14 protein-coding genes are annotated in these 23,997 nt (G+C 53.0%); 9 read left to right on the top strand and 5 right to left on the bottom strand.

The window, feature by feature from the left end:
- Positions 1-23 precede the first annotated feature (23 nt).
- Positions 24-1,481 (top strand): 30S ribosomal protein S1, encoded by a 1,458-nt coding sequence (gene rpsA, locus KHW85_RS06220; protein WP_291459210.1) that lies wholly within the window; start codon positions 24-26, stop codon positions 1,479-1,481.
- A 230-nt stretch (positions 1,482-1,711) separates the two neighbouring features.
- On the opposite strand, the gene brnQ is transcribed toward rpsA, so the two are convergent.
- Complete coding sequence (gene brnQ, locus KHW85_RS06225) at positions 1,712-3,019, bottom strand: branched-chain amino acid transport system II carrier protein (RefSeq protein WP_291459232.1); 1,308 nt, start codon at positions 3,017-3,019, stop codon at positions 1,712-1,714.
- A 138-nt stretch (positions 3,020-3,157) separates the two neighbouring features.
- On the opposite strand from brnQ, the gene coaE reads away from it, so the two are divergent.
- The 4 genes from coaE (at position 3,158) to KHW85_RS06245 (ending at position 8,978) form a co-directional block, all read left to right on the top strand.
- A complete protein-coding gene (coaE, locus tag KHW85_RS06230; protein ID WP_291459211.1) occupies positions 3,158-3,829 on the top strand; it encodes a dephospho-CoA kinase in 672 nt (223 codons plus the stop codon).
- 274 nt (positions 3,830-4,103) lie between these two features.
- Positions 4,104-5,882, top strand: coding sequence for a family 16 glycosylhydrolase (locus KHW85_RS06235; RefSeq protein WP_291459212.1), 1,779 nt, complete (start codon positions 4,104-4,106; stop codon positions 5,880-5,882).
- Between the two features lie 153 nt (positions 5,883-6,035).
- Positions 6,036-8,144 (top strand): excinuclease ABC subunit UvrB, encoded by a 2,109-nt coding sequence (uvrB, locus tag KHW85_RS06240; RefSeq protein ID WP_291459213.1) that lies wholly within the window; start codon positions 6,036-6,038, stop codon positions 8,142-8,144.
- 90 nt (positions 8,145-8,234) lie between these two features.
- Positions 8,235-8,978, top strand: a complete 744-nt coding sequence (locus KHW85_RS06245) for a phosphatidylcholine synthase (protein ID WP_291459233.1) — start codon at positions 8,235-8,237, stop codon at positions 8,976-8,978.
- On the opposite strand, the gene KHW85_RS06250 is transcribed toward KHW85_RS06245, so the two are convergent.
- Positions 8,954-9,868, bottom strand: coding sequence for a hypothetical protein (locus tag KHW85_RS06250; protein WP_291459214.1), 915 nt, complete (start codon positions 9,866-9,868; stop codon positions 8,954-8,956). The genes KHW85_RS06245 and KHW85_RS06250 overlap by 25 nt on opposite strands.
- Before the next feature lie 207 nt (positions 9,869-10,075).
- On the opposite strand from KHW85_RS06250, the gene KHW85_RS06255 reads away from it, so the two are divergent.
- The 3 genes from KHW85_RS06255 (at position 10,076) to uvrA (ending at position 16,408) form a co-directional block, all read left to right on the top strand.
- Positions 10,076-11,077, top strand: coding sequence for a TerC/Alx family metal homeostasis membrane protein (locus KHW85_RS06255; protein ID WP_291459215.1), 1,002 nt, complete (start codon positions 10,076-10,078; stop codon positions 11,075-11,077).
- On the top strand, positions 11,074-13,485 hold the full coding sequence (locus KHW85_RS06260) for an HAD-IC family P-type ATPase (protein WP_291459216.1): 2,412 nt from the start codon (positions 11,074-11,076) through the stop codon (positions 13,483-13,485). Before KHW85_RS06255 ends, KHW85_RS06260 begins: the two co-directional genes overlap by 4 nt.
- 67 nt (positions 13,486-13,552) lie before the next feature.
- The gene (gene uvrA, locus KHW85_RS06265) at positions 13,553-16,408 is read left to right on the top strand and encodes an excinuclease ABC subunit UvrA (RefSeq protein ID WP_291459217.1); all 2,856 of its coding nucleotides are present in this window, start codon (positions 13,553-13,555) and stop codon (positions 16,406-16,408) included.
- Between the two features lie 140 nt (positions 16,409-16,548).
- Here uvrA and KHW85_RS06270 read toward each other — a convergent pair whose 3' ends face one another.
- From KHW85_RS06270 to glnA, 3 genes are all read right to left on the bottom strand, one after another.
- Entirely contained in the window at positions 16,549-18,462 is a 1,914-nt protein-coding gene (locus KHW85_RS06270; protein ID WP_291459218.1) for a long-chain fatty acid--CoA ligase, read from the bottom strand.
- A 33-nt stretch (positions 18,463-18,495) separates the two neighbouring features.
- On the bottom strand, positions 18,496-20,355 hold the full coding sequence (locus KHW85_RS06275; protein WP_178707192.1) for an AMP-dependent synthetase/ligase: 1,860 nt from the start codon (positions 20,353-20,355) through the stop codon (positions 18,496-18,498).
- 73 nt (positions 20,356-20,428) lie between these two features.
- Positions 20,429-21,853 (bottom strand): type I glutamate--ammonia ligase, encoded by a 1,425-nt coding sequence (gene glnA, locus KHW85_RS06280; RefSeq protein ID WP_291459234.1) that lies wholly within the window; start codon positions 21,851-21,853, stop codon positions 20,429-20,431.
- Positions 21,854-21,963: 110 nt separating this feature from the next.
- Here glnA and uvrC point away from each other — a divergent pair, with 110 nt between their 5' ends.
- Positions 21,964-23,976 (top strand): excinuclease ABC subunit UvrC, encoded by a 2,013-nt coding sequence (gene uvrC, locus KHW85_RS06285; protein WP_291459219.1) that lies wholly within the window; start codon positions 21,964-21,966, stop codon positions 23,974-23,976.
- Positions 23,977-23,997: the final 21 nt, after the last annotated feature.

Consider the following 23,997-nt stretch of genomic DNA (forward strand, 5'->3'; position numbering starts at 1 on the left):
TCCGTTTCGGAGAACACAACTACATGACCAGCACCAACTCGCAGCCGGCAGTTTCTACACCCCAGGTTGCAGTGAACGACATTGGGTCCCGTGAGGACCTGCTCGCCGCTATTGACGAGACCATCAAGTACTTCAACGATGGCGACATCGTCGAGGGCACTGTCGTCAAGGTTGACCACGATGAGGTCCTTCTTGACATTGGCTACAAGACCGAGGGTGTCATCCTCTCTCGCGAGCTTTCCATCAAGCACGATGTCAACCCGGATGATGTGGTTGCCGTTGGTGATCAGATCGAGGCCCTGGTTCTCCAGAAGGAGGACAAGGAAGGTCGCCTGCTCCTGTCCAAGAAGCGTGCACAGTACGAGCGCGCATGGGGACAGATCGAGAAGGTCAAGGAAGAAGACGGCGTTGTTACCGGTACCGTCATCGAGGTCGTCAAGGGCGGCCTGATCTTGGATATCGGTCTGCGTGGCTTCCTTCCTGCATCCCTCGTTGAGATGCGTCGCGTTCGCGATCTTGCTCCTTACATTGGTCGTGAGATTGAAGCCAAGATCATTGAGCTGGATAAGAACCGTAACAACGTTGTTCTGTCCCGCCGCGCATGGCTTGAACAGACTCAGTCCGAGGTTCGCACCAACTTCCTGCACACCCTCCAGAAGGGCCAGGTTCGCAGCGGTGTCGTGTCCTCCATCGTTAACTTCGGTGCCTTCGTTGACCTCGGTGGGGTCGACGGCCTGGTTCACGTCTCCGAGCTGTCTTGGAAGCACATCGACCACCCCTCAGAGGTCGTCGAGGTTGGCCAGGAAGTCACCGTCGAGGTGCTGGATGTCGACATGGACCGCGAGCGCGTGTCGCTGTCGCTGAAGGCGACCCAGGAAGATCCGTGGCAGACCTTCGCACGTACCCACGCCATTGGCCAGGTCGTGCCCGGTAAGGTCACCAAACTCGTTCCCTTCGGCGCGTTCGTGCGTGTTGAAGACGGAATTGAAGGCCTGGTTCACATCTCCGAACTTGCTCAGCGTCACGTCGAGCTGCCCGAGCAGGTCGTCAAGGTTGGCGACGAGGTCTTCGTCAAGGTCATCGATATCGACCTCGAGCGTCGTCGTATCTCGCTGTCCCTGAAGCAGGCTAACGAGCGTGTTGATCCCAACTCTGAAGAGTTCGATCCTTCGCTCTACGGTATGGCTGCCGAGTACGACGAAGAGGGCAACTACAAGTACCCCGAAGGCTTCGATCCTGAAACCCAGGAATGGAAGGAAGGCTACGAAGCTCAGCGTGAGGCTTGGGAAGCTCAGTACGCACAGGCTCAGGCTCGCTGGGAAGCCCACAAGGCTCAGGTTGCAAAGGCCCTTGAAGAGGACGCCGAAGCAGCTCCCGCAGTCGAAGAGCAGGCTTCGTACTCGACCCCGGTCGACTCCGAAGGCACCCTCGCCTCCGATGAGGCACTTGCAGCACTTCGTGAGAAGCTGACCAACAACTGAATCACAGCGTCGTCTAAGCGCTCATAGTCAGTTTTGAGGCCCCGGTGAAAACCGGGGCCTCAGGTTTTTCTCATTCGTGTTCCGACAAAATGGTCGGAGTCGATATCGAATAAGTTGGATTTTGCACCCTGACGTGCCTCTTAGGTCTAAGCAATCATCCCGTCACTTATCGAGGCTAAGAGTGATGGCCCGTCTGCTGCGAGACGGGCCATCGTCATAGGCAATAAATGCTAGGCATGGATTCGTTTGGAAAAGACCAGATCGATGACGAAGCCGATCAAGGCTACGGTGACGGTCGGTAATATCCAACCGATTTGAAGGTCTTGACCAGGACTCCAAGCCATCAATGGCGCAACGAAGTCCAGTACCCCAAAGGACACCACGGTCGTGAGAAGTGACCAGATACTTGCAACCCACACACCAAGACGGAAGGTCCAGCGAACCTGCATTGAGTAGTGAAGGGGATGGGTGAGGATCGTAATGAAAATGATGCTAATGGCGATGGGGTAGAGGAAAGTAATGATTGGAACCGCAACCTTCAGAACCGTCGAGAGCCCAGCGGATGCGAGCACGAAGGAGATAATCGTGAAGCCGACAAGCCACATTTTGTAGGTGATCTTAGGGAGCAGCCTTTCAAAGAATTCTGAAGTTGCGGCGAGTAAGCCGACAGCAGTCGTCATACATGCGGTAAGCACGATGAGCCCAAATACAAGCTGTCCAGCTGTTCCCATCGTTATGTGAGAAGCGTCGGCAAGGAGTGCGGCTCCATCGGTGTAGTCTTGCCCGCCAGGAATTACGTGTCCGATCAAACCTAGACCGACGTAGACCAAACCAAGCAAAATACCCGCAATAAGGCCTGCCGCGCTGGTTCGACGGATGAGCTTTGCGCCGCTAATTCCCCCTTCTCCTTGGTCAAATGAAGCGACGACGATGATGCCGAATGCAAGTGCAGCAATCGAATCCATGGTCATATAACCGTCGAGCAAGCCAGCTGTTAATGGCGCGTGGACGTACTGTCCGACGGGAGCGACATCAGAGGGTGGAAGTTTTGCCAGCGACAGGAAAACCAAAAGTACAAGGAGGACCAGAAGGATAGGCGTCAGGATTTTACCGAGGTGGTTGACGATTTGATGAGGATTCCACGAAAGAAACAGTGCAAGTCCGAAAAAGAATGCATTAAAGATCATCGAGCTCATGAATGAAGTCGAATGGATAATCGGTGCAATTGCGGTCGAGAAGGAAACAGCACCCGTACGTGGAAGTGCGTAGAAGGCGCCGATTGACAGATAGACCATGCATGAGAAGGTGATTCCGAATGCCTTTCCACCTCGTCCAGAAAGATCCCGAAGATCAGTTCCTGACAATGCGATTGCGACAATCGCAATGACGGGAAGAGCCACACCACCGATCAGGAAACCGATCATGGCTGGGTTAAAGTGTGATCCGGAATTGGCGCCCATGATGGGCGGGAAGATCAAGTTTCCCGCACCAAAAAACATTGAAAACAAGGTGAGGGAGGTTGCGATCAGCAGTCCCATTCCTTGAGGACGCTTCGCCTGCGTTGTTGCTGTATTAGTCACTATTCTGCTTCTAGCCGTAGAAGTAATTTTTCTATCGCGATTCTTTCACTTCGTGCCTGTTGTGCCAAGCTGTGTTCACTGTTCTAGTCTTCAGATGTGAAGACAGTCATTCAATCCGGAGGCGCGAGCGCCTATCTTCTTCGCTCGATACCGCAGGCGCGTACTCAAGGACCGGCACTTTTTCTTGCACTCAGTGGAGGAATCGGCGCGGGAAAGTCCACGATTTCTCACGTGTTGCGTGGACTCGGAGTCTTTGTCGTCGACGCTGACCAACTGGCTCGCGAAGTTCTTTCGCCTTCCCACCCCGTGTACGAGGCCGTCTTGGCTAACTTTGGTGCCGACCTTGCATTCCCAGATGGCTCACTTGACCGGCGTCTTCTTGCGCAGAGAGCCTTCTCTTCACCTGAATCGACTTCGCTGCTGAACTTGCTCACGCACCCTGCGATTTCAGCTCTTGCTTGGGAACAACTGAAATCTGCCCCCCAAGGGGGTTGTGCGCTCTATGATGTCCCACTTCTGACGACCTGTGAAGATGCCTCACTCTTTGATGTAGTGATTATGGTCAGCGCACCAGAGGAATTGCGTGTTAATCGGCTAATATCTCGAGGTCTGAGTGAAGAAGATGCTCGAGCTCGCATACGCTCGCAAATTTCGGATAACGAACGGCGGAAATTAGCAAGTATCTGGGTTGAGAACCTCGGAAATCAAGAAGACCTTGCTAATGTTTCCAAGCAGCTCTATTCGTGCTGGTTGACATGTGTGCAGTAGTTATTCATACTTCTTCAGTATTTCTTCAGCTTTCACATGAATTCAACGGGTAACGCTCAATTAATAATCCGGAAAACATCCAGAAACAACCAGTTTGATACGTAAATATTGATGTGAACGAGAAACTAGACCGGTTGTGACTGGGGTGCTTGAAGTCGGATATTGTCAAAGCCGCTTGCGGCAATGACAGCCGTCTTCCTTGTGGGGCCAACAAAGAGCTTCTGCATCGGATAGCGAACAGGCCAGCCGACATTTACCGCAGAGATGAGGATAAATGGCGCAGTTGAAGACGAAGCGTACTTTTGTTGGAAACAGGGCGGTGCGCGCTCTTGGTGCACTGACCCTTGGCGCAGGAATGACTTTGGGCGGTCTCTCGCTTGCGTGGGCTGGTGATGAAGTGCCCGGACCTGATGAAGTGCGTGCTCTGGGATACAACACTCTGACCTTTCAGGATGAATTTAACGGGAGCGAGCTTGACACTTCGAAATGGGGTTTGGCACTAGGTTGCTTCGATCCCAATGCTCACTCTCAGGCGCAATACTCCGATGCCAAGGAAAATGTCAGCGTTTCAGGTGGTGTTCTTCACCTGACCGCACGTTATGAGCCAAAGACGCAGAAGTGGGATCGTAATACGCATTCCATGGTCACCGTTGACCGCGAATGCAAACGAACCTCTAATGGACAGACTGATTCTTACAAGGCTCCATTTACCTCTGCGATGGTTCAAACTCGCGATAACAAGGGAGTGAAGTGGGCTGCCTACGGCGATTTCTACGCTGAAGCTCGAATCAAACTTCCCACAGCGGTCGCATCATGGCCAGCGTTCTGGATGACGGGTACAGCTCCAACGAGCTTCCCCGCACACGGCGAGATTGACGTAGTTGAGGCAAAGGGCTGGGATCCACACTTCCTCCAGGCCAATGTCCATACACCTCGCGTCGGCAACCCACAGAAAACCGAACAACATATGGGACAGCTGGGTGGCGACGGCTCGTCACAAAGCCAGTTCCACACCTATGGCGTTGAGAAAAACGGTAAGGCGATTACCTTCTATCTGGACGGACGTAAGGCGCATACCGTTACTTATGACAAGGTGAAGGGGAGCAACCCCTTCGTGAATGACGCAAACGGTATGATCTTGCGCCTGAACCAGATGGTTGGTGGCACGTTCCTTGAGTCCGACAAGGGCGATAAAACCTATACGGATGCAACGAAGTACATCGATGCCTACAAGGGAAATGGCTCTGACATGCTTGTCGACTACGTGCGTGTATGGAAGAAGGGGCCGGTAACAACCGTTCCTGAACCGACTCCTACGACAAGTGCACCCGAAGTGACGACACCGGCACCGACACCGGAGGCAACTACTCAGGCTCCCTCTCCGGTTACTCCTAGCGCGACAGTTGAGACTCCTGTAGCCTCAACGCCCAAAGTTCCTGTTGCTACACCAAAACCGGTCGTTCCTAGCGCCACTTCTGAAGCGCCCGTAGCACCGACAGCGCAACCAACAGTTGCCGCGCCTCGGCCGGTTGTACCAACTGAAAGTACCCCGGATCCTGTTGCAACAACACCGGTTCCGAACACTAATGTTGTCGCACCTCAGCCCGTTGCTCCGCCCACGACAACCGAGGCACCCAAGCCAACTTCCGACTCAACTATCAATTCTCGCAGGCGAGTTCGTCGTTCGACTGAGACGGAGCCGAGCCCGGTAGCAACGGAGCCGACCAGTGCTGTCTCGATCCCGAGTAATGATGTTTCGGCTTCCCCGAGCACTTCGGAGTCTTCTGCTCCAAGCGATTCGTCATCGCAGATCTCTGAAGATCCACAGGACCAGGTACGTGATCGTGCCACAGAAGCTGAGAGCGTTGGTAATACTTTGACTGTAGGAGACGCTGCATCTGTTGCATCCACTGCACAGACAAACGAGCAAAAGCCTGCGATTGCACGTGCTTTGGCTCAAACAGGTGGCTCCTTCTGGTCGTTGGTTCTCGCTGGACTGCTTGCTGTTGGCGGTGTCGCGATGATTGCCTCGCAGCGTCGTGTGAAGGAGTAATCGCCAGGATCCCCTTGGTAGTAAGCCGCTTACTGCGATTTGCGCCGTGAACGTGTACCTAAGAGGTGCGTGGCTCAGGTAAATGAGTTACCGACACTTACTGAAGTACCCGTTCACGGCGCGTTCGTGTGTGAAATGACGTAGCGTTAAAGGGTGAGCCAAAGCCCTATCATTCGTGCGGAACACCCCTTTGAGGTTATTTCTGAATACACGCCATCCGGTGACCAACCGAAGGCGATTCATGAGCTAGCAGAACGCCTGCGCGCGGGTGAACAAGACATTGTTCTTCTCGGTGCGACAGGAACCGGTAAGAGCGCAACGACTGCTTGGCTGATCGAAGAAGTTCAACGTCCGGCCTTGGTGCTTGAGCCCAATAAAACTTTGGCAGCGCAGCTGGCAGCGGAGTTTCGTCAGCTGCTGCCTAATAATGCTGTTGAGTACTTCGTGTCTTATTACGACTACTACCAGCCTGAAGCCTACGTTCCTCAAACCGATACCTTCATTGAAAAGGACTCGTCGATCAACGATGAAGTCGAGAGGCTGCGCCACAGTGCAACAAACTCTCTTTTAACTCGTCGAGATACGGTTGTTGTTTCCTCTGTCTCATGCATTTATGGTTTGGGTACACCCGAAGAGTACGTTGCGCGGATGATAGAGCTGAGCCGCGGAATGTGTATTGAGCGTGACGATCTCCTGCGCGCCTTCATCGGTATGCAGTACACGCGAAACGATATTGGATTTACCCGCGGAACTTTTAGGGTTCGTGGAGACACGATTGAGATCATTCCGGTGTATGAGGAACTGGCAATCCGGATTGAAATGTTCGGTGATGAAATCGATTCCTTGGCAGTACTCCATCCCGTGACGGGCAATGTCATCGAGGAAGTTGATCATATCTACCTCTTCCCGGCCTCGCACTACGTTGCTGGCGAAGAACGAATGAAACGCGCGATCGCTTCCATCGAGAAAGAGCTCGAAGAACGCCTCGAGTGGTTTGAATCCCAAGGAAAACTGCTTGAAGCTCAGCGTCTTCGGATGCGAACAACCTACGACCTCGAAATGCTTAAGGAAATAGGCACGTGTGCCGGAGTCGAGAACTATTCACGCCATATTGATGGGCGCGGCCCGGGAACACCTCCGAATACGCTGCTCGATTATTTCCCCGATGATTTTGTTCTAGTGATTGATGAATCCCACGTGACGGTTCCGCAAATTGGAGCGATGTTTGAAGGCGATATGTCACGTAAGCGCACTCTGGTTGATTACGGTTTCCGCCTCCCTTCGGCAATGGATAATCGTCCACTGAAATGGGATGAGTTTACGCAGCGCATTGGTCAAACTGTCTATCTTTCAGCAACACCCGGGCAGTATGAGCTGGATCGTTCTGACGGTGTAGTCGAACAGATCATTCGGCCGACTGGCCTCGTGGATCCGCAAGTTATTGTTAAACCAACTCAAGGGCAGGTTGATGACTTGCTCGAACAAATTCGTGAGCGTACTCAACGTGACGAGCGTGTTTTGGTCACGACTCTCACCAAGAAGATGGCTGAAGATCTGACAACCTACTTGGGTGAGAGGGGAGTGAAGGTCGAATACCTGCACTCTGATGTCGACACCTTAAGGCGCGTTGAGTTACTTCGTGAACTTCGCCTTGGAGTCTTTGATGTTTTGGTAGGAATTAATCTGCTTCGTGAGGGATTGGACCTGCCTGAAGTTTCACTGGTGTCAATTTTGGATGCCGATAAAGAAGGCTTCCTACGCTCAACCCGATCGCTCATTCAGACCATTGGGCGAGCCGCGCGTAACGTTTCGGGTGAAGTGCACATGTATGGCGATAACATCACTGATTCGATGCGCGCAGCAATCGACGAAACCGAGCGACGCCGCGAGATCCAGCTGGCCTATAACCGTGAGCACGGGATTGATCCCAAACCACTGCGTAAGAAGATCGCGGACGTCACAGACATGCTGGCTCGCGAAGAGGTTGATACTGCAGAACTTCTCGAAGGCGGATACCGCCGCGAGCGGCCGGCTACAGACATTCGCGCAGATGCGATGGCCTCGGAGGCTATAGAGGATGTGCCGAGGAGCCGGGAAGAACTTGCCAATATGGCGCAAAATGACCTTGAGGATCTTATTGCCCAGTTGAGTTCTCGAATGATGGAAGCTGCAGAGAACCTCCAGTTTGAGCTTGCTGCTCGCCTACGCGATGAGCTCGCTGAACTCAAGAAAGAGCTTCGTGCGATGAAAGCCGCAAACTAATCTTTGTGGAAAGTGGTGAGTGCCTTTGAGTAAAGGCACTAAGATAGTGCTGTTCTAAGTTCTCAATGCTGGGAGTCGACTGTGTCTACGATGGCGCATACGCAAGCGCGTCCCGTTCCTTTTTCCAAACGCGCCCTTGCTTGGTCTGCTCACCTCTTCACACTAACCGGTGTGCTGTGGGCGTCTTTGGCGACAATTGCTCTGTACGAGGGACATATTCGCCAGATGTGGATGTGGCTGGGAATCGCGCTTCTTGTTGATGCAGTTGACGGCAGTTTCGCGCGCGCTGTTCGCGTCACTGAATACGCTCCCGGTTTTGACGGAGCGACCTTGGACAATATTGTCGATTACCTGACCTGGACCTTTATTCCGGCACTGTTTATGGTCTTCTATCTGCCGTTCGGATCCCGCGGGCTAGGCATCGCAGCCGCTTTAATTGTCTGTCTCTCCTCAATATTCTGTTACTGCAATGTTTCCTTGAAGACACCAGATCACTACTTTATGGGTTTTCCGGCGGCATGGAACGTGGTTGCAGCCATTATGTGGATTTTCCAAACCGGAGCTCTTTTTAACTTTATTGCGACCGTAATTTTGGCAATCCTTACGGTTGCTCCGATTGCTTTTGTCCACCCCTTCAGGGTCGGTCGTTTGCGTATTCTTAACATCGTCGCAGCACTGGTATGGGTTGCAGCAACGGCCATACTTGTCGCATATGCACCCCTGCGCCCGTTTATCCTTACAGGTATTTGGTGGGTTGCGGGGATCTGGATTCTTGTTGTGAGCGCTGTGCGTTCGATTCAGGGAATTCCTCAAGAATTTCGTGACGCGGAGTAACGCTTGACAAGACGCGTGTTCTGAATCCCGCGCCAAACCTCAGTAGCAAGAGAGGCCGCAATCATCAGGCCTACGATGATGATGACTGAGCCGGGGTATCCGCGTCCGTGTACCCAGAAATATACGTAGGGCGCCATGAACGTTGCTAATGCGACAATTGCCCCGGTGTAACGTTCCAATGGTCTCGACGCCGTCAGCATCGCGAGAATTCCCCAGGTATACGGGATTGCGGTCAGTACGTCGATTGCCCACAAGACCAACACAGAGCCGTGGAATTGTGGGACAAAGACGACTGGAAGTGCTCGAAGTGATGAGTACACGAAGACCACCGCGTAAACCCAGAAACGTGGGTCTTTGAGAACTCGCGTGATCAGGGAACGTTTGAAAACCTTTACCCCCGCTGCCTCAATTTTATGGGCGAGGCCGTGCGGAGTTCGTGTTGCATTCATTCCTTCTAATGCCGCCCTGAAGCTTGCATCGGGAAGTAGCTGATGAACAACGTCGCTGACCCGTAGCCCGAAGACAGTCTGCGTCTGGGAGTGTTCTGCACCGACGTTCACGAACAGGCCGAACAATGGACCTGCGAGTTCTTTCAGCCGCTCAGTGTCAATAGGGCCAATCAACCAGATCAAAGCCCGGTGCTCTAAAGCATCACGTACTTCAGAGTAAAAATCATCGGTTGACGACAATATCTGTGGTGTGAGTTCGCGAACCTCGCGACGTCCCAATTCGGCAAGTCTGGAAACACCGGCAGTATGCGCGAGATTTGTTGTATCGAAAGCACAGGATTGGACGACTGACAGTTCAAAAGGTGCCTGGGTCGACCCGAAAAGGGTCTCCTTCAGACGACGCAGTCGGGACACTTGGGCTGCACGATTTTGAACACTCACTCTGTTGAGTTTAAAGCACTTGCGTGTGAAGCTCTTAACGAGTTGTGATCTGACAGAGAATGTGAGAGGAATCGTTTGTTACGCTAGTCGCGAGGGGAGTAATCCCAAAAAGAGCACCATCGTCAACGCGGTATCTCCCAGATACCCGGTGTTGCTGCCCAATTTTGGGTGGGAAGAGACCTCAAGTCTCTGCCTGAAAGGTCATTCGTGGACGTACATATCCTCGGCTGGATCGGCTTGGCCGTCGCTGTTATCGCCCTAATTTCCACTGACATCATTGGACACGTGCGTAAGCCTCATGCCCCTTCTATGAAAGAAGCAACAGCGTGGACACTGGGTTACGTTGCTCTTGCAGTGCTGTTTGGCCTGGCGATTTGGGCGATCTACGGAGCAAGCTACGCGATCCAGTTCTATAGCGGCTACATGATGGAGTGGTCACTTTCGCTGGATAACCTTTTTGTCTTCGTCATCATCATGGCGTCCTTCAAAGTGCCAAGGGAGTTTCAGCAGAAAGCACTTCTTGCAGGAATCATCCTTGCCCTGATATTTAGAGCATTTTTCATCATCGTCGGTGTTACCTTAGTCAACCGTTTTACCTGGATGTTCTTCTTCTTCGGCGCGTGGCTACTGTGGACGGCATATTCGCAGGCGCGCGAAGGCGCATCTGATGAAGAGGAAGAAGTTGAGGAAATTCAAGAGAATGCGTTTGTCCGGTTTGTCCGGCGCATTCTTCCCGTGACCGATGGATACATTGGAGACCGTTTCTTCTACCGCCATAACCGCCACACATCGATCACCCCCTTGTTCCTTGTCGTTCTGGCGCTTGGATCCGCGGATCTTATGTTTGCGCTCGACTCCATTCCTGCGATCCTTGGACTTACTCAAGAGGAGTATTTGGTCTTTGCGTGCAATGCTTTTGCATTGCTCGGACTACGACAACTCTTCTTCCTAATCGATGGCCTTCTCGAAAAACTCGTTTTCCTCAACTACGGACTTGCAGTGATCTTGGGCTTCATCGGGGTGAAGCTCATTCTTCATGCGCTCCACGAAAGCTCCTTGCCCTTCCTTAACGGGGGAGCGCCCATTCATGGAATTCCGGAAATTGGAATCCCGGTCTCACTTGCTGTCATTGCAGGGACACTCATCATGACAGTTCTAGCCTCGCTCATTTATTCAAAGCGCGATTCCTCGAGGAGTAACGGCCGATGACCTCTACTGCACAAGCTCCTAACCTTACTCAGGGACTTACTGGAGCCGAAGTAAAGACCCGCGAAAAAGCAGGCAAGCTGAACATCACTAAGCTCCCTTCGTCGCGATCGTTGGCATCGATAATCCGCGCAAATGTCTTGACACTATTTAATGCGATCTTGAGTATCGCAATGGTCATTGTGATCATCTTCGGATCCTGGCAGGATGCCGTTTTCGGTGCGATTATGATCATTAACGCGGTTATTGGAATTTTCTCCGAACTTCGTGCGAAGAAAACACTGGACGATCTTGCAATCGTCGACGCCCCTCGGGCGAAGGTCCGACGCGATGGGCACACCGAGCAGATTGATGTTCAACGCATTGTTCTCGACGATATTGTCGAGCTTTCACTCGGCGATCAAATTGCGGCTGACGGCGAGGTCGTAGAAGTTTCCGGTTTGGAAATTGACGAATCGATGCTCACTGGTGAATCTCGCCCGGTTCTTAAGCAGGTCGGTGATCGTGTTCTTGCCGGAACATCCGTCGTTTCAGGTTCTGGCGTGATGCATGTGCAAGCAGTCGGTTCGGATCTGTACGCGCAGGGGATTGCACGTCATGCGCGGACTTTCTCTCTTGCCACTTCTGAGATCCAACAGGGTATTAATAAGATTCTGCGCGTTATCTCGATTGCCCTGCCTCCAATTATCCTTTTGACACTCTGGTCGCAAACGCGAATCGCAGGAGAAGCTACCCCTTACGCGTGGCAACACGCATTGGTTCTTGCTGTTGCAAGCGTTGTCGGAATGATTCCACAGGGACTGGTGCTTCTTACTTCCATGAACTTTGCGATCGGTTCAGCGACGTTGGCGCGGAAAGGCGCTCTTGTTCAGGAGCTTCCGGCAGTTGAAGTGCTGGCTCGCGTTGACGCACTGTGTCTGGATAAAACCGGCACGCTCACAACCGGTGGAATTCGATTGCGTTCCTTGGAGATCCTCGATCGACAGCGAGAAGATGAGCTGTTCCGTGCACTGTGGGCGCTCAACGATGATGAAACAAATGCAACCGCAAGAGCGATCAAAGACTATTTGCTCAATAGGGGAGAGCTTCCGCAGGAAGATACTGGACCGTGCCGAACTATTCCCTTCTCCTCTGAACGCAAATGGGCGGCGTGGGTCACAGATAGTGCATCAATCGTCATGGGTGCCCCTGAGATGCTTATTGACGACGTTGAGAACCTCGCAAGTCTTCGAGCTGATATTCGCTCGCATGCGAGTGAGGGCTTGAGAGTATTAGTCGTGGTTCGCTATGACGAGGCCATTGAAGACCATACCCTTCCGACGAATCCATCCGCCCTCGCCCTCCTGGTTTTGGAAGAAGACTTGCGCGATGATGCTACCGAAACCCTCGCTTACTTCCGCCGCCAAGGTGTGCGTGTACGCATTATTTCGGGTGATAGTCCGACTACGGTTGCCGCACTAGCCGCACAGGTCGGACTGCGTTCACCTAATGGCGACGCTCCTCACGCATTTGACGCCCGGAATCTCCCTCAGGATCCAACGTCTGCTGAATTCCTCTCTATCGTTGAGGCGACAGATGTTTTCGGACGTGTTACCCCCGAACAGAAACGTGCGTTGGTTAAGGCTCTGCAAACGCAGAAGCACTGTGTTGCCATGACGGGCGATGGTGTCAATGACGCGCTCGCACTCAAAGATGCTGATTTGGGTATCGCGATGGGGAATGGCGCAGCAGCAACCAAGGCCGTTTCACAGTTGGTTTTGGTTGATCAAAAGTTTTCGGTGCTCCCCAGTGTTTTGGCCGAGGGGCGTCGCATCATGGCCAATATGGAACGCGTGTCGTCGCTTTTCTTGGCTAAGACGACCTACGCGACACTTTTTGTCATTCTCAGTGCAATTTTTGCCTGGCGGTATCCTTTCTTGCCGCGGCATTTTACGTATGTCGACACTCTGACTATTGGTGTTCCTGCGTTTTTCATTGCCTTAGGGCCCAACAATCGTCGTTATGTCCCGGGTTTTCTGTCTCGAACTTTGTCGCTGGCAATTCCCAGTGGCATCGTTCTGGGGGTTGCGGCTCTTGCTGTCTATTCTTCAGTCGGCAACGGCACGGTACTCGGTTCTACCGCGGCCGCAATGACGGTTCTGATTGCGGGACTGTGGCTTTTGTCGATCACAGCACGACCGCTGGTACCGTGGCGCATAGTTTTGATCTGCGCTATGGCTGTAGCGGGAGTTTTAGGTGTTCTCCTTCCCTTTGCTCGAGCCTTCTTTGCCTTCCAATGGCCCTCGGCCCCGTTGTGGCTGGCGGTTATCGGATCAGGACTTGCTGCCGGCCTCGTGATCGAGGCATTCTCGCGGGTGCTCTACATGGGTAAGCTTCGCGAAGCAGAGTCCGAGGGCCATTCCATAGACTAAACGTGAAGCAAAGCATAAAAGAACACATGTTCGACCAAAGCAATGCGTCAACACGTAAACTAGTGGAGTGCATGATCAGTTAATTGTCCGTGGTGCCCGCGAGCATAATCTCAAGGGTGTTGACCTTGATCTTCCCCGTGGCTCGATGATTGTTTTCACCGGTTTATCGGGATCGGGTAAGTCCTCTCTTGCCTTTGACACGATTTTTGCAGAAGGCCAGAGACGATACGTTGAATCGCTGTCCTCATATGCGCGTCAGTTTTTAGGACAGATGGATAAGCCTGATGTTGATTTCATCGAGGGGCTCTCTCCAGCAGTGTCAATCGACCAGAAATCTACTTCGCGTAATCCGCGTTCGACAGTCGGCACGATTACCGAGATCCATGACTACTTGCGTCTATTATTTGCGCGTGCTGGGGTAGCCCACTGTCCAGTGTGTGGAGCCCGTATCCAAGCTCAGACTCCCCAGCAGATTGTTGACCGTGTTCGCTCGCTTCCTGAAGGAACCCGCTTCCAGGTCGTTTCGCCTGTTGTTCGGGGTCGCAAGGGGGAATATCAGGACCTTCTCGAGGAACTCAAGGCCTCTGGCTATGTGCGAGCAATCGTCGATGGTCAATTACTTCGACTTGAAGATGTCCCTCCGCTAGAGAAGAAGCTCAAGCACACGATTGAAGTCGTTGTTGACCGTCTTGTCGTGCGTGAGGGTGTCCGTCAGCGATTGACTGACTCCGTTGAAACAGCACTTCGTCTTTCGGACGGCTTGGTGATCATTGACTGCATTGATTTGGATGAGTTAGATCCTGATCGTCGACGCAAATACTCTGAAAAGCGTTCGTGCCCCAATGACCATCCCTTGACATTGGATGAAATCGAACCGCGGACTTTCTCCTTTAACGCGCCCTACGGTGCGTGCCCCGAGTGTTCGGGCTTGGGCTCGAAACTTGAAGTTGATCCTGAACTTGTCGTGCCGGATGAGGAACTCTCGCTCAACCAAGGCGCCGTCATTGTTTGGAACTCGAATTTCAAGTATCACCGACACCTTCTGGAAGCCTTGGCAAAAGAGCTCGGTTTTTCCATGGACACACCGTGGAAAGATCTTCCCAAGAAGGTTAAGGATGCAATCCTCAACGGTCGAAACTACGAAGTAAAGGTTAAATTCCGTAACCGTTGGGGGCGGGAACGTTCGTATACGACGGGTTTCGAGGGCGCGCTCACCTATATCCAGCGTAAAAAAGAAGAGACTGAATCACAGCTGGTCGTTGATCGTATGGATTCGTACATGCGTGAAGTCCCCTGTAGCGCGTGTCAAGGAGCCAGATTACGTCCCGAGGTCTTAGCAGTTACTATCGGTGATCTCTCAATCGCACAGCTTTCGGATTTGTCGATTAGCGATGCAAAAGACTTCCTCGACAGTGTTACTTTGGAAGAACGTTTTTCTGTCATCGCCGCCCCGATTCTTGCAGAAATTCAAGCGCGATTGAACTTCCTGGTCGATGTTGGCCTGTCTTATCTCACGCTCTCCCGCGGAGCTGCAACTCTTTCTGGAGGAGAGGCTCAACGAATTCGTTTGGCAACCCAAATCGGTTCCGGCCTTGTCGGAGTGTTGTATGTCCTCGATGAACCTTCGATTGGTCTTCACCAACGTGATAACCGCAAGCTCATCGCGACCTTGGAACACCTACGTGACCTCGGAAATACCCTGATCGTTGTCGAACATGATGAAGAGACGATCGAGTCTGCTGACTGGATCGTTGATGTGGGCCCGGGAGCCGGTGAAAACGGTGGCTGGATCGTTCACAGTGGAACTCTTGAGGAACTTAAAGAGAATAAACGCTCTTTGACCGGTCAATATCTCAGTGGAAAGCGTTCGATTGTTATCCCTCAGTCTCGTCGGGAGCGTGATCCCAAGCGCCAGATTACGGTGAAGGGCGCGCGCGAAAACAATCTCAAAGACGTTACGGTGTCCTTCCCTCTTTCGACTTTCACAGCGGTGACAGGCGTATCGGGCTCGGGTAAATCTACCCTGGTCAATCAAATTCTTTATCGATCCTTGGCTAGCCGTTTGAACGGAGCACGTCTTGTGCCCGGACGCCATCGTTCTGTTGTAGGAACTGATGGCCTTGATAAGGTCGTGCATGTCGACCAATCGCCTATCGGTCGCACACCGCGGTCAAATCCGGCCACCTACACGGGAGTCTGGGATCAAATTCGTAAGCTCTTTGCTGAAGTCCCTGAGGCAAAGCTTCGCGGTTATGGTCCCGGGCGTTTCTCCTTCAACGTGAAGGGGGGACGCTGCGAGTCCTGTAAGGGAGATGGAACCCTCAAGATTGAGATGAACTTCCTTCCCGATGTTTACGTCCCCTGCGAGGTTTGCCATGGTGCACGGTACAACCGTGAGACTTTGGAGATTCTCTACAAAGGTAAGAGCGTCGCAGATGTCCTCAATATGCCTATTGCCGAGGCCGCTGAGTTCTTTGCTCCAATCTCGCGGATTGCCCGTCACCTGAACACCTTGGTTGAAGTTGGTTTGGGCTACGTACGACTTGGTCAAGCTGCGACAACTCTATCTGGTGGGGAAGCGCAGCGCGTCAAGCTCGCATCGGAGCTGCAACGCCGGTCGACGGGGCGGACGGTGTATGTCCTAGACGAGCCAACTACTGGTCTGCACACTGAAGATATACGCAAACTCCTGCTCGTTCTCCAGAGCCTGGTCGATAAGGGCAATACAGTGATCGTCATCGAGCACAATCTTGACGTCATCAAGAGTGCCGACTGGGTCATCGACATGGGGCCTGAGGGGGGCAGTGGTGGCGGCACTGTCGTTGCAGAAGGAACCCCCGAAGAAGTCGCCAAGGTCCATGAATCATTCACAGGTCAGTTCCTTGCGGAGATTTTCGAGGCCTCTCAGCAGCCTGGAGCGTAATCAAAGTAGCAGCGCAATTGATGTGAGCTGAAAAGCTGAGCTGAAAAGAGTTGTGTGGGCTTCCTGAAAGGGGAGCCCACACAACATTGAAAAGCAGTGCTTTTGCCTGAGAAAGTCAAACGCTGTGATCTTGACAGAGGTTACTGTGCTTCGGGAGTTGTTCCCGATTCATAAAGCGCTTCAACCTCATCCGCAAAATCAGCAAGAACCCGGCGCCTCTTGAGTTTTAATGATGGTGTCATATACCCGTTCTCAACAGTAAAGGCCGCGTTCACAATGCGGTAGCGACGGATTGATTCGGCCCGTGAAACTTGCTTATTTGCCCGCGCAATTGCCCGTTCTAGAGACTCACGCACTGCGGGTAGCTCTGCAGCCTGAGCCGCATCGACGACAGGTTGTCCGTGGGCGCGCAGCCATTCTGGAAGCATTTCCGTGTCGAGCGAAATCAGCGCCCCGATATATGGGCGATTGTCACCGACAACAATGATATTTGCAATCAACGGATGGGTTGAGAGGGCATCTTCCAAAATTTCAGGAGAGACATTCTTCCCACCTGCGGTGACAATGAGCTCCTTTTTGCGCCCAGTAATACGGATGTGGCCTCGGTCATCAATCGAGGCAAGATCCCCGGTCTTAAACCAGCCATCGACAAAGGCCTCGGCAGTGGCCTCGGGAAGGTTATGGTAACCGCGGGAAACAGAAATTCCGCGGACTAAAAGTTCCCCATCGCTGGCCAGTTTCGCCTGGTTACCGGGCCATACGAAACCAACACTATCCGGCGGGAAATCCTGGGGGATTTCGACGCTGATGGGACCGGTGGTCTCGGAGAGTCCGTATCCCTGGAGCAGGGTCAGTCCGAGGCCTCGGTAGAAGTTTGCAAGGTCGAGGGCGAGGGGAGCGCCTCCAGAAATGATCGTATGAAGGTTTGGTCCAAGAATTGCCTTGACCTTCGACAGAACCAATGCGTCAGCAACACGGCCGCGAATCTTTAATAGCGCGGAGGGACCGGGAGATGGAATTGCCGAGGCATCGGGCACGGGCGTGGTGTCTGGTAGGGGACCAGCAACTAAAGACTCGGGAAGAGGAGTATCCACATAGGCGCGCGATTCCGAAAGGGCGCGTGCTTGCTTTGCTGCCCAGGAAAACATTCGCCCCTTGAAACCGCCGCCGGCCTTGGCTGATGCCGCGTTATAGACCTTCTCCAAGACGCGTGGGACAACCAGAAGCATTGAGGGCTTGAAGGTCGCAATATCATCAACCAGGTTGCGTGTATCTGGCGAAAAGGCGACAACTCCCTGTCCCGAGAGCAAGCAGTACATGACAAAGCGTGCAAGTACGTGAGCCACGGGCAAAAATAGCAGCGAACGAGAGCGCGGGTCATTGATGAGAAGGGGAAGAAAATCGTAGGCCTGAAGCATGGGGCTGATGAAGTTCCCATGTGTGAGTACAACGCCTTTGGGGACCCCTGTGGTTCCGGAGGTGTAAATAATAGTGGCTTCATCCTCAAGGTTGACGGCCTCGGTCCGCAGGCGCACTTCTTCGATTGGAACGTCGAGTCCGGCTTGGGCAAGCTCTCGCTGAGCTCCCTTATCAAGCGAGAGGAGATGACGAACCGAATCTGTCTTGACGGACTGAACAAGTTCGGCCTGCTGAGTCGTCGCGGTAATGACAATGCGGATATCTGCGTCCTTGAGGATGTGCTCAATTTGGACGGCAGAATCAGTTTCGTAGATCGGGACGGTGAACGCACCGCAGGACAGAGCGGCAACGTCAATGAGAGCCCACTCGTACGATGTGGGCGCCAAAATCGCAAGGTGCTCACCTGCTTCGAGCCCCAGGGCGATGAGGCCTCGAGCAATCGAATCAACATCCGAAAGGAATTGATCGATGGTAACCGGTCGCCAAGTGCCTACAGGTGAGCGACGCTCGATTGCGACCTGCCCAGGATGCTCTTGAGCTCGCAGGCGCAGCATCGATGGCAGATTCATCTCGGGGCTCGCCTCGCGAGTTGCAATCGCTTCCCAAGAGCCATCAGCAAGCCTGCGTACTGTCATGAGTATCCCTTTCGGTTGAATTGAGTTCAGCGTCTATCGCGCACGTCGGAAGAAGCGCCGGCGCTTTGCCGGGGCAGATTCAACTGGACCACCGTAAAGTTCGTCGACTTCATCTGCGAAATCATGCAGTACTTTTCCACGACGAAGCTTCATCGAGGGAGTCACGTAGCCGTTTTCGACAGTGAAGCTCGCATCAATGATTCGGAATTTGCGAATGGACTCCGCGCGAGAGACTGCCTTGTTGGCGCGGTCTACTGCGCGTTGGAGTGAAGCTTGTACTTCGGGAAGCTGGGCGGCCTCGAGTGGCGAGCAACGGGGAAGTCCGTGCTTACGCAGCCAATCTGGAAGCATCTCAGTGTCAAGGGTAAAGAGCGCACCGATAAATGGCCGCTGGTCGCCAACAACAATGACGTTTGCAATTAAGGGGTGAGTTGCCAGTGAATCTTCCAAAACCTCAGGAGAGACATTTTTGCCACCTGCGGTGACGATGAGTTCTTTCTTTCGTCCGGTAATTGAAAGCTGGCCGCTCTTTGAGATAGACCCTAAATCACCGGTATGGAACCACTCGCCATCGGGCATAACCTGGTGAGTTTGCTCAGGCAAGTGGTAGTAGCCGGGCATGACTGAAAGGCCTTTGACGAGGATTTCTCCGTCTTTTGCGATCTTGATGAAGTTTCCCGGAAGCGGCAGGCCCACAGTGCCTACGGGGTTCTTTCCAACATGCTGAACAGCAATCGGTCCGGTTGTCTCGGAGAGACCGTACCCCTGGAGAAGTGTGATACCCATGCCCGCGTAGAACTGGGCAAGGTCGGTGGCTAAAGGAGCCCCACCGGAAACGATGTAGCGAAGATTCGGGCCAAGAATGGAACGGATTTTCTTTAGAACAAGTGCATCGGCAATGCCGTGGCGTGCCTTCTTCAGTAGGGAAGGCCCGAAAGTACGTTCTTGCGCAAGTGCATATGTGCGCGCCTGCTTGGCGCTCCATGCGAACATCTTGCCTTTGATTCCGCCCCCGGCTTTCGCGGAAGCGGCGTTGTAGACCTTTTCGAGCACACGCGGTACAACAAGCAGAACAGAGGGCTTGAAAGCCTGAATGTCGGGGAGGAGATTCTTAATATTTGGCGAGAATCCAAGGACACCCGCTCCAGAAAGCACGAGGTGCATCACGAGGCGTGCAAGAACATGTGCGACCGGAAGGAAGAGGAGCAGACGTGTATCAGGAGAGTCAATGATATCGCCAACAACCTGACGTGCGCCCGCAATCGTCGCCAGGAAGTTTGCGTGGGTGAGAACAACTCCCTTGGGAACTCCGGTAGTTCCGGAGGTATAGATAATTGTTGCGATCGATGAAGAGTCCAGTGACGAACGGCGAGTTTTAACGTCGTCTATCGACACATGTTTGGCAGCGCGAGCGATGGTTCGCAATGCTCCCTGATCGAAACTGTCGATGGAACGTGTGAAAGTGGGGGCGACACTTCGAACTAGTTCTGCCTGTTGTGTCGTCGCAGTAAACACTTGAACGACATGGGCATCTTCGAGGATGTGGTGGATCTGTGCGGCCGAATCAGACTCATAGATTGGGACCGTAACAGCACCAATCGAGAGAAGAGAAAGGTCTAGCAGTAGCCATTCCATGGATGTGGAAGCGAGAATCGCGACCGAGTCTCCCGCTTCAATACCAAGGCCGACAAGTCCACAGGAGATGTACTCAACCTGACGTTGAAGTTCTGTAGCAGTGATATTACGGGTTGCACCAACGGAGGAACGTGTCTCGATGACGACCTGATCCGGATGGGCAGAGGCTCGTGCAGCGAGCAGGTCGGGGAGCAGCTCGTGCGAAGAGAGCTTGAATTTCGGCTTGATCGTATACGAACCGTCACGCATGCGTTTCATGATGTCTCCGTTTCGGACCTGCAGTTACACGAGCAGACACTATGAATATAGCGTCTAATGGCGGCTATCTAGCTCACAGATCGTAATACAGCTGAAATTCGTAAGGATGCGGGTAGGCGCGCATTGGGGCAATCTCCACCGTTTCTTTATAGTTAATCCAGGTTTCGATCAGGTCTTCAGTAAAGACGTCTCCCTCGGTGAGGAATTCATAGTCATGACGAAGTGCCTCAAGAGCCGCTTCCAAACTGGAGGGAAGCTTCGCAATGGAGTCGTAGTCAGCGCTCGGAAGTTCGTAGAGGTCCTTATCAATGGGTGCGGCTGGTTCGATACGGCGTTTGATCCCGTCGATACCCGCCATGAGACAGGCAGAGAAAGATAAGTAGGGGTTCGCGCTGGGATCAGGAACGCGGTATTCGACCCGTTTCGCGGCAGGCGAAGTACCAGTTACGGGAATGCGAATACAGGCGCTGCGGTTACGTGCCGAATAGACCAGGTTAATCGGCGCCTCAAAGCCGGGTACAAGCCGGCGGAAGGAATTGACCGAAGGGTTTGTGAAGGCAAGCAATGCAGGCGCGTGCTCCAAAAGCCCACCAATGAACCAGCGGGCGGTATCGGAAAGAGAACCGTAGCCTCGTTCGTCATAGAAGAGAGGCTCGCCGTCTTTCCATAGGGAAAGGTGCGTGTGCATTCCAGAACCGTTATCACCAAATAGCGGCTTGGGCATGAAGGTCGCCGACAGCCCCGCAGCACGCGCAGCGTTCTTAATGACGTACTTAAACTTCATCATGTCGTCTGCGGCAGTTGTTAAGGTATCGAAGCGGTAGTTGATCTCCTGCTGGCCGCCCGAGCCGACCTCGTGATGTGCACGCTCAAGCTTCAGTCCAACCTCGGTCAGGAGATTAGACATCTCATCGCGAAGATCGGTGAAGTCATCGCTGGGGGAGACGGGGAAATAACCGCCCTTAGGTGCGACTTTATATCCCAGATTCCCACCTTCCTCTGTGCGTCCTGTGTTCCAGTAGGCCTCGTCAGAGTCAAGTGCGTAGAAGGTCGATTGAGGGCTTACTTGGTAACGCACATCGTTGAAGACGAAAAACTCTGCCTCTGCGCCGATGTAACAGGTGTCTGCGATGCCAGTGGAGCGCAGGTAGGCCTCGGCCTTCGCGGCAACTTGTCGAGGGTCGCGTGAGAAAGGCTCATCAGTGAATGGGTCGACGATGGAAAAAATGATGACGAGTGTCTTATTAGCGCGGAAAGGGTCGACGAAGGCTGACGTAATATCTGGAATCAGCTTCATGTCTGATTCGTGAATCTGTGTGAAGCCGCGAACCGACGAGCCGTCGAACATCAGTCCATCTTTGAGGACCGAAGCTTGAAGCTCGCTGGCGGGAATAGTGAAGTGCTGTTGGACTCCTGGAAGGTCGCAGAAACGTACGTCGATGTACGCAATTTCTTCCTTTTCAATGAAGTCGATAACCTCTTGAGCCTGGGTAAACATGGCAAACCTTTCCACAGCGATACCTTCAAGAAATGATAAACCTCAGACCAAAAGTTTTCTAATGCCATGCAGAGCAAGCATCACATTGATAGCGCGGTTAGGCTAGGTGCGTGGCTGATCCTTCGACTTATCGACCGAAAACAAGCGAGATCCCGACAGACCCAGGGGTCTATAGGTTTCGCGATGAACAGGGTGTAGTCATCTATGTTGGAAAAGCTAAGAACCTTCGAGCGCGTCTGACTAATTACTTTCAAGACCTTGCCAATCTTCATCCGCGTACCCAGAAAATGGTGACGACCGCGGCCTCGGTGCAGTGGACTGTTGTACGTAACGAGATTGAAGCGCTCACCCTTGAGTTCACGTGGATCAAGGAATTCAATCCGCGTTTCAACGTGATGTTCAAGGATGACAAATCCTATCCGTATCTCGCTGTGAGCATGGGGGAGCGTTTTCCACGCGTTCAGGTCACCCGGGAAGCACGTAAGAAAGACACACGTTACTTTGGTCCGTATACGAAAGTCTGGGCTATCCGCGACACCATTGAACTCCTCATCCGTGTATTCCCCGTTCGAACCTGTTCTGCCGGGGTATTCCGCCGCGCTCAAGCTCAAGGACGTCCATGCCTCCTTGGGTACATTGACAAGTGTTCGGCGCCGTGCGTTGGTCGTACTTCTCAAGCGCAACATCGCGCTTTAGCTCAGTCGATGTGCGACTTTCTTGAAGGAAAGGCAAGCCCTATCCTGCGTCAAGTCGAGTCGGAAATGCGGCAAGCAAGTGCTGAGCTCGATTTTGAAACAGCCGCAAAGAAACGTGATGATTTGCGTGCACTAGAGACGGTTCTTGAACGCAACACGATGGTTTTAAACGATGGAACTGACGCCGATATTTTTGCCTTAGTGAGCGATGAGCTTGACGCCGCGGTACATGTTTTCCACGTTCGTGGTGGTCGTATTCGTGGCACTCGAGGATGGGTAGTTTCACGCGATGATGATGCCAGCGAAGCTGAACTCATGGCCAGGCTCTTCGAACAGATCTATTCCGAACTACCGGATGTTCCAGAGGGGCGAAAACGACGCATTGAACAGGCTCAGGCAGTATCAGTCGATGATGTCATTCATACGCCGACTCGTGCGGTTCCGCGTGAGATTTTGGTGAGTGTGATGCCTACTGAAAGGGGCACAATCGCCGAGTGGCTCTCAGAAAAAAGGGGAGCGGCGGTTGACATTCATGTCCCCAAACGTGGTCCGAAGGCTCAGCTTCTGGAGACCGTTAAAGAAAATGCCAAGCAGGCGTTGCTTCTGCATAAGACTCGTCGAAGTGGCGATCTTGCCCAACGCGGTCAGGCGCTGGACGAGCTTGCTGAATACCTTGATCTTCCCGCATCTCCTTTGCGCATCGAGTGCTACGACATCTCGCACACTCAGGGCCAGCTTCAGGTCGGTTCAATGGTTGTCTTTGAAGATGGAGTACCAAGGAAGGACGCGTATCGCCACTTCAATATTCACGGTGAAAATGGTGAAGGGACTCCTGACGATACATCGGCGATGGACGAGGTCCTTCGCCGCCGATTCCGTAGGCTTCTCGCTGAAGAAAATGGCGAAGACGGTGAAGATGAGGAAGGTATCGCCTTTGAATCCGGTCCGGTTGATGCTAACGGACGGCCACGGCGCTTTTCCTATCGACCAGATTTAGTAGTCGTTGACGGTGGTTTGCCTCAGGTTAATGCTGCCCGCGATGCTTTGGACTCAATGGGAATTGATATTCCCCTGATCGGCCTTGCAAAGAGGCTCGAAGAAGTGTGGATTCCCGGCGAGGAATTCCCACTGATCTTCCCGCGTACCTCTGCAGCTCTCTATATGCTTCAGTATCTAAGAGATGAATCCCATCGATTCGCCATCATAGCGCATAGGAAACGGCGTGCGAAGAATCAGCAGCGCTCGGTACTGGATGGAATTGCAGGAGTTGGTCCTTCACGCCAGAAAGCGCTCTTACGCCACTTCGGTTCTGTCAAGAAAATTCGTGAATCTACACCTGAACAAATCGCAGAAGTGAATGGGATTGGCCCCTCCTTGGGAAGCGTTATTTGGCAGGCGCTCAATCCGGATTCTCCGCTTTCGTCGTAGCGCCAAACTGTCTGGGGTAAA

This window comes from Actinomyces sp. oral taxon 181 (assembly GCF_018370895.1).
Classification (GTDB): domain Bacteria; phylum Actinomycetota; class Actinomycetes; order Actinomycetales; family Actinomycetaceae; genus Pauljensenia.